The 14,085-nt window shown below is 61.1% G+C and carries 14 protein-coding genes and 3 pseudogenes; 4 read left to right on the forward strand and 13 right to left on the reverse strand.

Features of this window, described 5'->3' with window-relative positions:
- The 6 genes and pseudogenes from pepN to AC1DLB_RS16160 all read right to left on the reverse strand — a co-directional run.
- A pseudogene (pepN, locus tag AC1DLB_RS16135) lies at window positions 1-524 on the reverse strand (aminopeptidase N); the annotation flags it as partial.
- 10 nt (window positions 525-534) lie between these two features.
- The gene (locus tag AC1DLB_RS16140; RefSeq protein ID WP_018929611.1) at window positions 535-1,365 is read right to left on the reverse strand and encodes a DUF2797 domain-containing protein; all 831 of its coding nucleotides are present in this window, start codon (window positions 1,363-1,365) and stop codon (window positions 535-537) included.
- Complete coding sequence (locus AC1DLB_RS16145) at window positions 1,362-1,622, reverse strand: YeaC family protein (RefSeq protein WP_007937782.1); 261 nt, start codon at window positions 1,620-1,622, stop codon at window positions 1,362-1,364. Before AC1DLB_RS16145 ends, AC1DLB_RS16140 begins: the two co-directional genes overlap by 4 nt.
- 31 nt (window positions 1,623-1,653) lie before the next feature.
- A complete protein-coding gene (locus AC1DLB_RS16150; RefSeq protein WP_018929612.1) occupies window positions 1,654-2,523 on the reverse strand; it encodes a rhomboid family intramembrane serine protease in 870 nt (289 codons plus the stop codon).
- Window positions 2,520-3,494 (reverse strand): metallophosphoesterase, encoded by a 975-nt coding sequence (locus AC1DLB_RS16155; protein ID WP_172901237.1) that lies wholly within the window; start codon window positions 3,492-3,494, stop codon window positions 2,520-2,522. The genes AC1DLB_RS16150 and AC1DLB_RS16155 overlap by 4 nt, the downstream gene beginning before the upstream one ends.
- On the reverse strand, window positions 3,491-4,381 hold the full coding sequence (locus AC1DLB_RS16160) for an NAD(+) kinase (RefSeq protein WP_007906781.1): 891 nt from the start codon (window positions 4,379-4,381) through the stop codon (window positions 3,491-3,493). The genes AC1DLB_RS16155 and AC1DLB_RS16160 overlap by 4 nt, the downstream gene beginning before the upstream one ends.
- A gap of 123 nt (window positions 4,382-4,504) precedes the next feature.
- Between AC1DLB_RS16160 and AC1DLB_RS16165 the strand changes: the two genes are divergently transcribed.
- The gene (locus AC1DLB_RS16165) at window positions 4,505-5,455 is read left to right on the forward strand and encodes a DUF1853 family protein (protein WP_086946064.1); all 951 of its coding nucleotides are present in this window, start codon (window positions 4,505-4,507) and stop codon (window positions 5,453-5,455) included.
- A 22-nt stretch (window positions 5,456-5,477) separates the two neighbouring features.
- Here the strand turns inward: AC1DLB_RS16165 and AC1DLB_RS16170 are convergent, their stop codons facing one another.
- Window positions 5,478-6,761: an arsenic transporter gene (locus tag AC1DLB_RS16170; protein WP_018929615.1), complete on the reverse strand. Its 1,284-nt coding sequence runs from the start codon at window positions 6,759-6,761 to the stop codon at window positions 5,478-5,480.
- A gap of 144 nt (window positions 6,762-6,905) precedes the next feature.
- Window positions 6,906-7,283: pseudogene (locus AC1DLB_RS16175) on the reverse strand (NADPH-dependent FMN reductase); the annotation flags it as partial.
- 49 nt (window positions 7,284-7,332) lie between these two features.
- Between AC1DLB_RS16175 and AC1DLB_RS16180 the strand changes: the two are divergent.
- Window positions 7,333-7,569, forward strand: a complete 237-nt coding sequence (locus tag AC1DLB_RS16180; RefSeq protein WP_018929617.1) for a hypothetical protein — start codon at window positions 7,333-7,335, stop codon at window positions 7,567-7,569.
- A gap of 88 nt (window positions 7,570-7,657) precedes the next feature.
- Window positions 7,658-8,551 (forward strand): LysR substrate-binding domain-containing protein, encoded by an 894-nt coding sequence (locus tag AC1DLB_RS16185; RefSeq protein ID WP_064618218.1) that lies wholly within the window; start codon window positions 7,658-7,660, stop codon window positions 8,549-8,551.
- Here the strand turns inward: AC1DLB_RS16185 and AC1DLB_RS16190 are convergent.
- The 5 genes from AC1DLB_RS16190 to AC1DLB_RS16210 all read right to left on the reverse strand — a co-directional run bounded on the left by AC1DLB_RS16190 (window position 8,517) and on the right by AC1DLB_RS16210 (window position 13,848).
- Window positions 8,517-9,131, reverse strand: coding sequence for a GNAT family N-acetyltransferase (locus AC1DLB_RS16190; RefSeq protein WP_477742988.1), 615 nt, complete (start codon window positions 9,129-9,131; stop codon window positions 8,517-8,519). The genes AC1DLB_RS16185 and AC1DLB_RS16190 overlap by 35 nt on opposite strands.
- A gap of 14 nt (window positions 9,132-9,145) precedes the next feature.
- Complete coding sequence (locus AC1DLB_RS16195; RefSeq protein WP_477785274.1) at window positions 9,146-11,401, reverse strand: Orn/Lys/Arg family decarboxylase; 2,256 nt, start codon at window positions 11,399-11,401, stop codon at window positions 9,146-9,148.
- Between the two features lie 292 nt (window positions 11,402-11,693).
- A complete protein-coding gene (dnaQ, locus tag AC1DLB_RS16200; RefSeq protein WP_007937771.1) occupies window positions 11,694-12,452 on the reverse strand; it encodes a DNA polymerase III subunit epsilon in 759 nt (252 codons plus the stop codon).
- A 91-nt stretch (window positions 12,453-12,543) separates the two neighbouring features.
- Window positions 12,544-12,996, reverse strand: coding sequence for a ribonuclease HI (gene rnhA / locus AC1DLB_RS16205; protein WP_003180633.1), 453 nt, complete (start codon window positions 12,994-12,996; stop codon window positions 12,544-12,546).
- A 93-nt stretch (window positions 12,997-13,089) separates the two neighbouring features.
- Window positions 13,090-13,848, reverse strand: a complete 759-nt coding sequence (locus AC1DLB_RS16210; protein ID WP_018929621.1) for a methyltransferase domain-containing protein — start codon at window positions 13,846-13,848, stop codon at window positions 13,090-13,092.
- A gap of 65 nt (window positions 13,849-13,913) precedes the next feature.
- Here AC1DLB_RS16210 and AC1DLB_RS16215 point away from each other — a divergent pair.
- A pseudogene (locus AC1DLB_RS16215) lies at window positions 13,914-14,085 on the forward strand (hydroxyacylglutathione hydrolase); the annotation flags it as partial.

The raw sequence follows: 14,085 nt of genomic DNA on the forward strand, positions 1-14,085 counted from the left end.
TCTTCGCCGGGACCGGAGGCAATCGGGTTGCCGTTGGACAGCAGCACCGGATAGCTGTGCTGCTCGGCGACCACCGTGGTGGTGAACGTGCTCATCACGTCCGGGCGGTCGAGGTAATAGGTGATCTTGCGGAAACCTTCGGCCTCGCACTGGGTGCAGAACATCGTGCCGGATTTGTACAGGCCTTCCAGGGCGGTGTTGGTTTCCGGGTGGATCCGGACGCTGGTGTCGACCGTGAAGCTTGTTGCGGTCGGGTGCAGGGTCAGATGGTTCTCGGTCAGTTGGTAGTCGGTGGCGCTCAGCTCCTGGTCGGCCAGGGTCACCGACAGCAGCTCGAGTTGCTGGCCGTCGAGCACCAATGGCGGCAGGCCCGGGCCACGCTCAGGGTTGCGGCGCATCACCAGTTGCGCATGGACCAGGCTGTGGTCCTCGAACAACTCGAAGGTCAGGTGCGTCTCGTCGATCAGGTACTCGGGCGCCTGATAGTCCTTCAGGTAAATCATCTTCGGTTGTTCGGTGCGCATGCTTGAGTCCTTACTGATGCACGGCGAGCTGGTAGGCCGTGTATTTACGAATATTGATCACGCCGGTGTCGAAAATCAGGTATTGACCCTTGATCCCCAACAGCGTGCCTTCGGCAATCGGGTTCTTGTCCAGGTTGAAGCTGACGATTTTGGCCGGGTACTGCTCGACCGGATAGCGGATTTCGAGCGGTTCGACATCGGTAATTGTCTGGATTGCTTGTAGGCCGAATCGTTCCTGCAAACTGTGCAAACCTTCGGCACAGCTTTCAAACAGCTGATCGCGAACCTGCGCCAGGTCCACCGACACCGCATCGCCCTTGAGCAAAGCACGCCAGTTGGTCTTGTCAGCGACTTGACTGCGGAACAGGTCTTCGACGAAGCCCGACTGCTGGCGGGTCGAGACGCGCACGATCGGCAAGGCCTGGCTGGCACCCTGATCGAGCCAACGGGTCGGCAGTTGGGTGGCGCGGGTAATGCCGACCTTGATCCCCGACGAATTGGCCAGGTAAACCACATGGTCGGTCATGCAGAACTTCTCGCCCCACTCAGGCTCCCGGCAAGTGCCGGCATCGTAGTGGCAACGCTCCGGGCTCATGATGCAGATGTCACACTGCGCCAGTTTGGTCATGCACGGGTAGCAGTAACCCTGGCTGAAACTGGTTTTGGTCTTGCGTCCGCAATGGGTGCAGTGGATCGCCCCCAGGTACTCCAGGCGCACCGTGGTGCCGATCAACGGATTGACCGGTACCTCGGCGTCGCCCAGACGAAAAGCGTACTGCACGTTCGGCCCGTCAAGGCGCGCCGACATTTTGCTGATTGCACCGCGGCCAATCTCGATCAATGGATGGCATCCGACTTGAACAGAATATTCGGCACTTCGATCGACTTCGACGCGCACTCCTGCGGGCCCATGTAGCCGGTGCGCTGTTCCTCGGGCAGGTTCTGGATTTCCCAGGCGATCATCGCTTGCAGGGACAGTTCGCGCTGCTCGGCGGTGAGTTTGCCACCGTCGGACCATTTGCCGATTTCCACCGCCAGTTTCAGGCTCTGGTAGATATCCGGGGTAATGTTTTTGATCATTTCGTTGAAAGAGGACATCAAGGGCTCCGCGCTCTTCATTCATAACTGATTAGACGGCCAGTTTACGGCGGTTGTACAAACCGCCCAACAAACCGGTGAAGCATCCGATGAGTAACCCGCCGACGTGGGCCGCGTTGGCAATTTCGCCGAAACCGATCATCGAGACCAGCCCCGACAGGCACAACAACAGCCACACCAGCATCATCACCAACACCCCACGAGGCAGGCGATAAGCAGGGTTCGGCGACAACAACTGGAAGATCCAGCAATGCCCGAGCAGGCCGTACAGCACCCCGGACAACCCGCCAAACAGGGTCGGGCCGCTGAAAAAAAACTGGGCATAGTTGGATACCAGGCTGAACAGCAACGTCAGGCCGATCAGGTTGATGCTGCCCTGACGCGACTCGATGCGCCGCCCCAGCTCCCAATACCACATGCCGTTCATGGCCAGGTGCAGGATGCCGAAGTGGATCAGCATCGGCGTCACCAGACGCCACCACTGCCCCGCCGCCAGGCTGTCGGCCAGTGGCGTGAAATGGATGTAGTCGCCGACCACGCGGAAATCGAGGAAGGTCAGCCAGCGCATCGTCTCGAGGTTTTCGCCCAGCAGCGTCACCACGCCGACGATCAGGCTCAGCAACAGCACGAACGCCGTGGCCTTGCTGTGGCGCAATTGCTCGACAAAACCCGGACGTTGCAGGGTCGGCGCCACCGGGATATCCAGTTGCTGATCGGGGTCGCCGGCCGGAAAGCGTTCGTACAACGAGCGCACGTCTTCGCTGATGCTGGCCGGTACCCACAGTACCTGCTCGCCCGCCTCTTCGCTGACCCGATGGGGCACTTGCATGCGCTGCAGCAGTTTGACGAACCCGCTCAAATCTACCGCCAGTGGTAGACGCAATACCGCCACCGCCGTCATTGCAACACCTCCGGCCGCTCGACATCGACCCAGACAAATTTATGCGGGTCGAGACGGGTTTCCTGATCCAGACGATAAGCGACCAGTTTGCCGTAGAGCACCGCGCTGTAATCCAGGCACGCCAGGTTCGGGCGGATCGGCGCCGGTTTGCCGCTGCGCCAGTAGTGGCCGACGAACAGCATCGGCTCATCGATGCCGTAGCGCAGCAAGTTGTCTTTTTCACTGGACGACAGCGGTGTGCGGGCCACCGGCTCGGGCAAGGCGTCGGGCTGGAACACGATGTCTCCGTAGGTTTGCGGGTCGTCTTCCCAGAATTTAGTGCGGAAAAACGAGCGCGTCAGGCCGTCGCCGCTGGTCATGGTCAAACCGTGGGGCAAGCGCATGTCGGTGCCGCGCAGCAGGCGATCGAACACGGTGCAGGCGAAACTGCCGGGCACTGCGGAGGCCTGGAGGAAATGCTCGTCGATGCAACCGTCGGGGAACAACCCGCGCAACGGCTCGATCAGGCTGGCATCCCAACAGGCATGCACCACGCGGAAACGCTCGGCATCGACGAACAATGGCAGCTTGTAGAACCATTGCAGGAAGTCGTGCCAATCCTGGGGATGATCTTCGAACTGGGTCAGGGTTTCCTGAAGCAGGCGGGCGTGGCGCGGGGTGTGCTCGCGCACGAACTGTTTGCCGCTGCCCGGCAGCGCCGGCGTGCTCCAGCCGAGGGCGTTGAACTCATGGTTGCCCATGATGCACAGCGCCTGGCCGGCCTCGACCATGTCGTGGACGATGTGCAGCGCCTCGCGAATCCGCGGGCCGCGGTCGATGATGTCGCCGAGGAACACCGCCATGCGCGACGGATGCCGCCAGACACCTGCCTGTTTGTGGTAACCGAGCCGGTCGAGCAAGTGCTCAAGGGTCAGAGCGCAACCGTGCACGTCACCGATCAGGTCGTAGCTACGCGCGGGATCGAGCATCAGTCGCCTCCACCACCCAACTTGCTGCCCCAGCCGAGCTTGGTCCGGCAGACTTCGTAGTAGTTGTGGTCGAGTGGGTGAATCAGCCGCAGCTTCTGCGCTTTCTTGCTGATGGTGATGGTGTCACCGGGCGCGCAGGTGAAGTGGTTCTGCCCATCACAGGAGACTTGCGGGTAAATCTGCATATCTTTGGACACGACGATTTTCAGCTCACTGTTGCCATCGACCACAATCGGCCTACCCGACAAGGTATGGGGGTACATCGGCACAATCACAATAGCGTCGAGCTTGGGATGCATGATCGGGCCGCCCGCAGACAGCGCGTAAGCGGTCGAACCGGTCGGCGTGGCAACGATCAGGCCGTCGGCCTTCTGGCTGCAGACGAACTGGCCGTCGATGTACAGCTCGAACTCGATCATTCGCGTCGACTTGCCGGGGTGCAGCACTACATCGTTCAGCGCATCGCCCTGGCCGATGGCCTCGGCGTGGCGCCGGACTTCGGCTTGCAACAGGAAGCGGTTTTCCACCAGGTAATGGCCGTCGAGCACTTCGGCGACTTTGACTTCCAGTTCATCGGGGCGAATATCGGTGAGGAATCCCAGGCTGCCACGGTTGATACCGAGCACCGGGATGTTGTGCCGGGCCAGCGCCCGGGCAGCGCCCAGCAGGCTGCCGTCACCACCGACCACAATCACCATGTCACAGACTTCACCGAGCATCTTGCGCGACGAAGTTTGCAGGCCATGGCCCGGCAGGACTTCGGCGATAGTGTCTTCGAGGATCACGTGCAGGTGACGATCGAGCAGAAACCGTTTCAGTCGGCGGACGGTATCCAGCACCTGAGAACTGCCCAGGCGACCGATGATGCCGATATTACGAAATTGCTCCATGGGGCTCCTATTGGGACGCGGCGGCCTGCGACGGCGAAAAACACGATTATGGGCGAAAGCGCGGCGTAGACAAAACCCTTTCAGCCACAACGGTGTGCTCTAGTTTCGGGCTATGCTCGCAAGATGATCCTATTTCCAGACTTGCTCCAGTTACCTCACCAGTTGCGCCACCCTGAAGTGCGCGACCTGGCTTGGGTCATCCTCGCGCCGCCGATGCTCGACGCCACCCCGTGGCCGCAGCGTCATCCCCTGGCCGGCAGCGATTGGGTGCAGGCGCCGGAGCGCCTGGAACACTGGCTCAGGCATCTGGATCGTGACAGTTACGATTTGCTGCACTGGCTGGCCCAGGCCAGGACCCGGCGCCTGGGTTTGTACTACGAACGGCTGTGGCAGTACGCCGTGCGGCACGCGCCGGGGATCGAGCTGATCGCCGCCAACATGCCGATCCGTCGCGAAGGCCATACCCTCGGCGAGTTGGACATGCTGCTGCGCGATCGCGATGGTGTGCATCACCTGGAACTGGCGATCAAGCTCTATCTCGGCCCGCAGAACGGTGACGGCCGTGACACCGCGCAATGGCTTGGACCGGGTTGCCATGATCGGCTGGACCGCAAACTGGAACACCTGAGCCGGCATCAACTGCCGATTTCCGCACGGGCGGAAAGCCGTGAGGTGCTGGCGTCGCTGGATATCCAGCAGTTCAGCGCGCATCTATGGCTGGGCGGTTATCTGCTCTATCCGTGGCCTGGGCAGGCCGAACCACCGAGTGGCGCACACCCTCAGCATTTACGCGGTAGCTGGCTGCACCAGAAGGATTGGGCGGAGTTTGTCGTGCAGCGTCCGTTCGGTCGCTGGCAACCCCTGCCCCGCCATGCCTGGCTGGCGCCGGCGCACTATCCCGAGGAGCAGACCTGGAGCGCTGAACAGCTGAAGGCGTGGCTGAGTGATCTGGACCCGCTGGCACCGGCGCAATTGATGGTGCGGCTGACAGAGAATGCCAAAGGGGATTGGGAAGAGGCCGAGCGGCTGTTTCTGGTGTCCGATCTTTGGCCGAATGTGCCGGGCAGTGGTTGAGCGTTTGCAGTGCCCGCCCGGTCTAGATGGATAACCGCAACGCCAAGGCCGCCAACGTCACCAACAACACCGGCACCGTCAGCACAACCCCGACCTTGAAGTAGTAGCCCCAGCCAATCCGGATATTCTTGCGCTGCAGCACATGCAGCCACAGCAAGGTCGCCAGACTGCCGATCGGGGTGATTTTCGGCCCCAGGTCGCTGCCGATGACGTTGGCGTAGATCATCGCCTCTTTCGCCACGCCGGTCGCCTGACTGGCATCGATCGAGAGCAAGCCGATCAGCACGGTCGGCAGATTGTTCATCACCGACGACAGCAACGCCGTCAGCACCCCGGTGCCCATGGCCGCGCCCCACACGCCGTAACCGGCGAAGCCATCCAGCCAACCGGCCAGATACCCGGTTAGCCCGGCGTTGCGCAGGCCATACACCACGAGGTACATCCCTAAGGAAAAAATCACGATCTGCCACGGCGCTTCTTTCATCACCTTACGCGTGGAAATCTTGTGGCCACGGGCGGCAATGGCCAGCAGCAATGCAGCGCACACCGCGGAGATCGCGCTGATCGGAATGCCCAACGGCTCAAGGGCAAAGCAGCCGAGCAGCAGAATCACCAACACCACCCAACCGGCATAAAACGTTGCAGTGTCGTGAATCGCGGTGGCCGGGTCTGCCAACTGCTCGGGATGGTAATCACGGGGGATGTCGCGACGGAAAAACACCATCAACATTGCCAGGGTCGCCGCCACGCTTACCAGATTGACCGGAATCATCACCGCGGCGTAGCGGTTGAAACTGATCTTGAAGAAGTCAGCCGAAACAATGTTCACAAGGTTCGACACCACCAGCGGCAGGCTCGCGGTGTCGGCGATGAAACCGGCGCCCATCACGAACGCCAGGGTCGCCGCCGGGGAAAAACGCAACGCCAGCAGCATGGAAATCACGATCGGTGTAAGAATCAGCGCCGCGCCGTCATTGGCGAACAACGCCGACACCAGTGCGCCGAGCAACACCATATAAGCAAAGAGCTTGCGCCCGCTGCCCCGCCCCCAACGGGCCACATGCAACGCGGCCCAGGCAAAGAACCCCGCCTCATCCAGCAGCAGGCTGATGATAATCAGCGCAACGAAGGTGCCAGTGGCATTCCAGATGATCTGCCATACCAGCGGAATATCGCTCAGGTGCACCACCCCGGACAGCAGTGCCAGCACCGCGCCGAATACCGCACTCCAGCCGACGCCCAGGCCTTTGGGTTGCCAGATCACCAGGGTGATGGTCAGCAAAAAAATCAACGATGCGATGAGCATATAAACCCGGTTCCAGCCCGACGGAAAAACGAAGCGCGGAATATAGGGAGGTTTGAATAGGCCGTAAAGTGAAGGTGGGATGAAATGCCTGATGTAGCAGCTGCCGAGCCTGCGAGGCAGCTGCTACGAGCTAAAAGGGAGTGGTCATGGCTTTTTATGCTGCTCGACCCACTGCCCATACGCATTGATGAATTTCTGCAGGAACGGCTTGAGCGACTCCGACAACTTGCCCGCCTCGTCGAACGCTGAACCCATACCGCCCAGATAAGCTTCCGGCTGCTGCATGCACGGCACATTGAGAAACACCATCGACTGGCGCACATTGTGGTTGGCGCCAAATCCGCCGACGGCGCCCGGTGAAGCGCTGATCACCGCACCCGGCTTGCCGTCCCAGACACTCTGGCCATAGGGACGCGAACCGACGTCAATCGCATTCTTCAACGGCGCCGGCACCGAACGGTTGTATTCCGGGGTCACGAACAGCACCGCGTCGGATGAGCGCACTTGTTGTCGGAAAGTGCTGTCTACAGAACCGCAAATTGAGTGATTTATCTCCAGAGGTTCTAAGCAGATGGCAGCAGTACTCGTCGGTCAGTTCCATGCAAGAGACGCGGAAGGCCGTGTTTATTCCGTGCATGAGTTCCAGGAATCCACCCTGTCGCACGACGGCCTCGCCGGCTCTGCGCCTGTCACCACCTATAAACTGGCCATTGGCGATCGGGTCAACAAACTCGACGACAACGCGTTTGTGCTGGTGCAAACCGGTGTCACCCTCATTCGCGAGCCTGAAACGAACGTCGCTTCATAACCCGCTGTTATGAGCAGAAGTCATATGCGCGCACTTGAGTTAGGATTCAGTCACTGACTCCCTCACCTGCTGAACATGGACTTCACGCATGCGTTTACGTCATATCGAAGTGATCCAGGCGCTCCTGCAGACCGGTCACCTGGGCACCGCGGCCGAATGGTTGCAGTTGCCCGTGACCGAGGTTGAACGCACGTTGCGCGATGCCGAGGATCAGTTGGGTTTCATGCTGTTTGCCAGCGTGCGTGGCCGTCTGCAAGCCACGCGCGAGGCGCGGGAGTTGCAGGTCGAGATCGCCCGCGTCTACGAGGCCCTTGAGCCGGTCCAGCGACTGGCCAGCAGCCTCAAGCAATATCTGGCCCCGCCCCTGCGAATCATCTGCACCCCGCCGCTGGCGCAACAACTGTTGCCGCAGAGCATCGCGGCGCTGCGCCGACGCCTCCCCGATGCACCTTGCACCCTCCTGAGCCAACCGACCCGCGAGATTGTCAGAAGCCTGCTGCTGCGCGAAAGCGATCTGGGCCTGAGCCTGCACGACCCGGACCATGCCGATATCGATTGCCAGATCATCGCCCAGGGCAAGCTCCAGCTATTGGCACCCCATGGCTGGTTGCAACCGAAACAGAAGTACATCTCGCTGCAAGACTTGGCCGGCCAGTCAATGGTCGGCCTGGAAGGTCACGACCCGCTCAGCCCGGCGCTGGACAACAAGCTGCATGCGCTGCGCCCTGCCCCGGTCATCCAGACCCGGGTGCAGACGCATCAAATGATGCGCAGCATGGTCGAGGCCGGTGAAGGCCTGGCGATTGTCGATCCGTTTACCGCCCTTGGCGCCAAATCGGCCGGGCTCGATGCCTGCCCGCTGGCGCCTGCGGTACCGGTCAGCGTCTACGCTCTGCGCCTGAAAAACGCCGAGCCCTCTCCGGCGGTTCAGACGCTGCTGGACATCATCACGGAACAAGCCGTGGCGATGCTGGCGAGCTGATCGGTTTTTCCAGCGGGTTCTCGAACAATCGATACCAGAACAATGCGACTTCGGCGGTGTTCGGGTCGATCCCGCGATAACGCAGATGATCGATCCCGCCAACCACGTAGCCACAGCGTTCATACAGCCGGCAGGCCCCAAGATTATTGTTCTGGGTTTCCAGCATGATGCCCGGCAGCTTTTTCTTGCGGCTCCAGAACTGCGCTACGTCCAGCAACGCCTTGGCCACGCCATGGCGACGCGCCGGTGCATGCACCGCCAATTCATCGATATGGGCGAAACCGTTCCAGTTGGTGCTGACCACCAGGTGGCCCACCGGCTCATCATCCAGATAGGCCATGAAAATCGCACTGTCGGCGGCGTCGCGAAAGCTGCTGAACTCTTCGGGATCGATGCCGTAGCACTTGCGATACGGGGTGATTGGCGTCACCGGCCACTGCGCCACCGGCTTGCCGATTTCTGCTGCGCCATAGGCGGCGACTTCAAAACTGAAATCACTGCCCCAGATATAAGCCGCAAAACCCTCATCGGCGACACGCACCGAGAGGCCCGGGTATTTGGGATTCATGACGGGCTGCATACTCGCAAAGGTCCTCATTCCTTGATGCAATCGACGGTGTAGTGCCGTCCATTGCCCTCGTCTTCATGTTGCAAGCCATGCACATCGACGACAAACCCGGGGAAGCTGCTGTCGAACGCCCGGGCAAACTTCAGGTAATCGATGATCGAGCGGGTCGACTCGGTGAAACGCTCGCCGGGCATGATCAACGGGATCCCCGGCGGGTATGGCACCAGCATCACTGCCGCGATCCGCCCGTCCAGGGCATCGATCGAAACGGCCTCCACTTCCCCGCGTACCAATTGATCATAGGCGTCCGCTGGCTTCATCGCGACTTCCGGCAACACCGTGTACATGCGTTTGAGGTGTTTGGCCGTGGCGTTGCTGCGATAACAGGCGTGCAATTGATCGCACAGATCGCGCAACCCCATGCCTTGATAACGGGCCATGTTCTGTTGCGCCACGCACGGCAGGCAGGTGGCCAGGCTGACGTTGGCGTCGTAGCTGCGCTTGAACTCCAGTAACTCGGTCAGCAGCGTGCTCCATTTGCCCTTGGTAATGCCCATCGAGAACAGCACCAGGAATGAATACAGCCCAGTCTTTTCCACGACCAGCCCGCGTTCCCAGAGGAACTTGCTGACTACCGCCGCCGGAATCCCTCGCGCACTCAGCGCGCCGCCCGCCGTCAGCCCCGGCATCACCAGCGTGACCTTAATCGGATCGAGCAGCACATAGTCGTCAGTCACGCCGCCAAAGCCGTGCCAATCGGCGTCGGGTTGCAGCAGCCAGGCTTCGGCGGCCACCTGCTCGATGGCTTCGACCGAGGGCGGCTGCCAGATGGAAAACCACCAGYCATCGGCGGCGATATGCTGGCGCAGATTGGCCAGCGCCCGGCGAAAACTCAGGGCTTCGTCGAACATTTCCTGTAGCAACGAACGACCGGCCGGCCCTTCCATCATCGCCGAGGCCACGTCCAGCGAGGCGATGATGCTGTACTGCGGCGAGGTCGAGATGTGCATCATGAACGCTTCGTTGAAACGGTCGCGATCCAGCTGCCGTGCACCGCCGTCCTGCACGTGAATCATCGACGCCTGGCTGAACGCCGCCAGCAGTTTGTGTGTGGAGTGAGTGGTGAACACCAAGGGGCTGTCTTCGCTGCGGGACGTGCCCATGCCATAACGGCCGGCGAAGAACTCGTGGAATGCCGCGTAGGCGAACCAGGCCTCGTCGAAATGCAGCACCTCGACGCTGTTGCCCAGGCTCTGTTTGATCAGTTCGGCGTTGTAACAGAGGCCGTCATAAGTCGAGTTGGTCACCACCGCCAACTTGACCTTGGGCTCGCGGCCCTGGGTCAGTGGGCTCGCGTCGATCTTGGCCTGGATTGATTCGCGGCTGAACTCACTCAACGGAATCGGGCCAATGATCCCCAGCTCATTGCGCTCCGGGCACAGGTACAGCGGAATCGCGCCGGTCATGATGATCGCGTGCAACACTGACTTGTGGCAGTTGCGATCCACCAGCACCAGATCATCGCGTGCCACCATGGAATGCCAGACGATCTTGTTGGCGGTCGAGGTGCCATTGATCACGAAAAAGGTGTGATCGGCGCCGAAGTTGCGAGCCGCTCGCGCTTCCGCCTCAGCCAGCGGGCCAGTGTGATCGAGCAGCGAACCGAGTTCCGGCACCGACACCGACAAATCCGAACGCAGGGTATTTTCCCCGAAAAACTGGTGAAACGCCTGCCCTACCGGGCTCTTGTGATACGCCACGCCGCCGCCATGCCCCGGCGTGTGCCAGGAATAATTGGAGTCTGCGGTGTGCTGCACCAACGCCTTGAAGAACGGCGGCAACAGGCCGTCCAGGTACTTGCGCGCCGCGCGGGCAACCTGACGGGCAAGGAATGGCACGGTGTCTTCGAACAAATAGAGAATGCCGCGCAGCTGATTGAGCTCGGCCATGGCGTCGGCCGGGGCGTTTTCCAGGGTGACTTGCTCGCCCAGGGCGAAAATCGGCAGCTCCGGCGCCCGAACCCGCGCCAGGCGAATCAGTTCGGCCATGTTGTGCAGAAGATGCGCGTGGGTGCTGGCGTCTTCGGCGGCAATCAACATGCAGGCAAGGCCGTGATGGGTCGAGGCGACCAGACGCCCCTCGGTGTAATCGACCGCCGAAACGATACTGAAACCTTCCTGCTCCAGCTCCCGGGCAATGCCACGCACACGATCACCGGCAACGGTGTCGGCCTTGATGTCGCGGTGGACGATCAGGACCGGGAATTTCAAATCTTTATACATGAGGCTCGGCGTCCTGAGGCGGCAGACCGTGGCCTGCCAATCACCTCAGGGTAGAGGGTTGGAGCGCATGTGGCGAGGGGGATGCCCTGAAGTGGGCCGGCCGGCGCACCATCATGTGGCCAGCAAACTCGGTGTCGAGAAAGATACCTGTGGCGAGGGAGCTTGCTCCCGTTGGGCTGCGAAGCGCCCCCCCCTGCATTCGCTCGGAACCATATTGGCAGGATTTGCGACTGCTGCGCAGTCGAGCGGGAGCAAGCTCCCTCGCCACAAAAAACCTTCCGCTCGAAGGGACTCAGGCCTGAGCCTTGGCCTCGGCCAATTGCTGCCACAGCGACGGCGCGCCGGCGGATTTGGCGATGGCTTCCAGGCGCGCAACGTGTTGGGCCAGATCCTCTTCACTGGCGCGGATGATCCGGGTCGGCTGACGATCGGCCGGCAGACGACGGATTTCCGTGGCGGAATTATCGGCGCCTTCGCCCGAACCGTTGCCATCGGACGCGTTACCGGCCAGCGACAGGCTGGTCTGGCCGCCGGTCATGGTCAGGTAAACGTCGGCGAGAATCTCGGAGTCGAGCAAGGCGCCGTGCAGTTCACGGCCGGAGTTGTCGACGCCATAGCGTTTGCACAAGGCGTCGAGGCTGTTGCGCTGCCCCGGGTGACGTTCCCGGGCCATTATCAGGGTGTCGAGGATCGTGCAGTGTTGTGTGATGTCCGCGCGATCGTGCTGGCCCATCAGGGCAAATTCGTTGTTGATAAAGCCAACGTCGAACGCCGCGTTATGGATGATCAGCTGTGCGCCCTTGATGAACTCGAAAAATTCATCGGCCACTTCAGTGAAACGCGGCTTGCCCACCAGAAATTCGTTAGTGATGCCGTGGACGCCGATGGCGCCTTCGTCACTCTCGCGATCCGGTTGCAGGTAAACGTGGAAATGCCGGCCGGTCAGGCGCCGACCGATCAACTCGACACAACCGATTTCGATAATCCGGTGGCCGTCGGTCACCGGCATGCCGGTGGTTTCGGTATCGAGTACAACGGATCTGGTGGCCATCAGTGCTCAGCTCTCAACGGGTCAATCGTGCAAAAGCGGCGATGTTAACACGCTCGCGGGGGTCTTTCAGATAGACCGTGTTACGCCGGAATCAAGCCTGTTTGTACCCGCGCACTTCATCCACGCCACGGTTGGCCAGTTGGTCGGCCCGTTCGTTGCCATGATGGCCGATGTGCCCGCGCACCCATTTCCAGGTGACGTTGTGGCGGTTGACCTGCTCGTCGAGCAGTTTCCACAGGTCGGCGTTTTTCACTGGTTCCTTCGCGGCGGTTTTCCAGCCGCGTTTCTTCCAGTTGGCCATCCACTCGTTGATGCCTTTCATCACGTACTGGGAGTCGGTCACCAGCAGCACGTCGCAAGAACGCTTGAGCTCTTCCAGGCCACGGATCGCCCCCATCAGCTCCATGCGGTTGTTGGTGGTGTTGGCTTCGCCGCCCCAGAGTTCTTTTTCAACGCCCTTGCACACCAGCAACGCGCCCCAGCCGCCTGGGCCAGGGTTGCCCTTGCAGGCGCCATCGGTGAAGAGTTCTACGCTATCGCTCATGCCAATCTATCCAGAAAATGCGCTGGCTCGCCGATCGGTGACCGACGATGCCCGAGGCCGGGGCATACCCGGCCGGGAATATAAAAAAGTGTATTACGGTTCGATGTGACGACGATTGACCTTGGCCATCGGCAACGGAATCAGCTTGCCCATCGGCTCGCGCCGTACCTGGCGCACCGGCCGCAGCCCCACCACGATCTTGCGCGCGACTAATAAATAGAAGCCGCCACCCGACAATTGCCAGTCACCGGCCTTGCGCTCCCAACCGGCCAGACGAGCTTGCCAGGCAGGTGACGCAAGCGGCGGACGATAGCACCCGAAGCGGCGTTTCTCCAGCGCGAAGCCCAGCAGGTTCAGCCAGTCGCTGACCCGCGACGGCGAAATGCAGCGCGCCTTGCGCAAGGCGTCATGGGCAAACACATGACGCAGGCCCCAACTGCTCCAGGGGTTGATCCCGATAATCAGCAGATGCCCGCCGGGGCGCACACTGCTCGCCGCTTCGCGCAACAAGCCGTGTGGCGACAGGCAGAAATCCAGCCCATGCTGCAACACCACCACATCGGCGGCATGCTCGCTCAAGGGCCAGGCCTGCTCTTCGCAGACGATCTCGACCCCCGGCAACGGCGCGCCGAGTCGCACATTGCGCTGCACCTGCGGCGCCGCCGGTGGCGTCTGTGCCGAGGGGCCGTAATGCACCAGATAGCCGCCGAAGAAGCGCCCCAACTCGTCTTCGAGCATGCGTCGTTCTTCGTCCAGCAAAAATTGCCCGATGGGGCCGGACAGCCAGTCACGGGCCGCGCTGATCAATGCCAGCCAGTCAGGATCAGCCTGAGCGAACGCTTTATCGGTCATTGCATTCTCCAACGCGCCAGGAAGCTCTAAGATGCGCCAATGTTTTCCGCTTGGCGAATCCGACGATGATACAGATCAGTGCCCTGCCCGCCTTCACCGACAACTACATCTGGTTGTTACAAGACCACAGCACCCAGCGCTGCGCCGTAGTCGATCCGGGCGATGCCGCGCCCGTAGAGGCGTGGCTCGCGGCGCACCCGGGTTGGGTGCTAAGCGATATTCTGATCACTCATCACC

Source organism: Pseudomonas sp. 05N434 (genome assembly GCF_056396965.1).

Coding starts and splice junctions, on each gene's coding strand:
- AC1DLB_RS16145 (WP_007937782.1), bottom strand. CDS start 1,622: ATGTCCTCTTTCAACGAAATGATCAAAAACATTACCCCGGATATCTAC.
- AC1DLB_RS16150 (WP_018929612.1), bottom strand. CDS start 2,523: ATGACGGCGGTGGCGGTATTGCGTCTACCACTGGCGGTAGATTTGAGC.
- AC1DLB_RS16160 (WP_007906781.1), bottom strand. CDS start 4,381: ATGGAGCAATTTCGTAATATCGGCATCATCGGTCGCCTGGGCAGTTCT.
- AC1DLB_RS16165 (WP_086946064.1), top strand. CDS start 4,505: ATGATCCTATTTCCAGACTTGCTCCAGTTACCTCACCAGTTGCGCCAC.
- AC1DLB_RS16170 (WP_018929615.1), bottom strand. CDS start 6,761: ATGCTCATCGCATCGTTGATTTTTTTGCTGACCATCACCCTGGTGATC.
- AC1DLB_RS16180 (WP_018929617.1), top strand. CDS start 7,333: ATGGCAGCAGTACTCGTCGGTCAGTTCCATGCAAGAGACGCGGAAGGC.
- AC1DLB_RS16185 (WP_064618218.1), top strand. CDS start 7,658: ATGCGTTTACGTCATATCGAAGTGATCCAGGCGCTCCTGCAGACCGGT.
- AC1DLB_RS16190 (WP_477742988.1), bottom strand. CDS start 9,131: ATGCAGCCCGTCATGAATCCCAAATACCCGGGCCTCTCGGTGCGTGTC.
- dnaQ (WP_007937771.1), bottom strand. CDS start 12,452: ATGGCCACCAGATCCGTTGTACTCGATACCGAAACCACCGGCATGCCG.
- rnhA (WP_003180633.1), bottom strand. CDS start 12,996: ATGAGCGATAGCGTAGAACTCTTCACCGATGGCGCCTGCAAGGGCAAC.
- AC1DLB_RS16210 (WP_018929621.1), bottom strand. CDS start 13,848: ATGACCGATAAAGCGTTCGCTCAGGCTGATCCTGACTGGCTGGCATTG.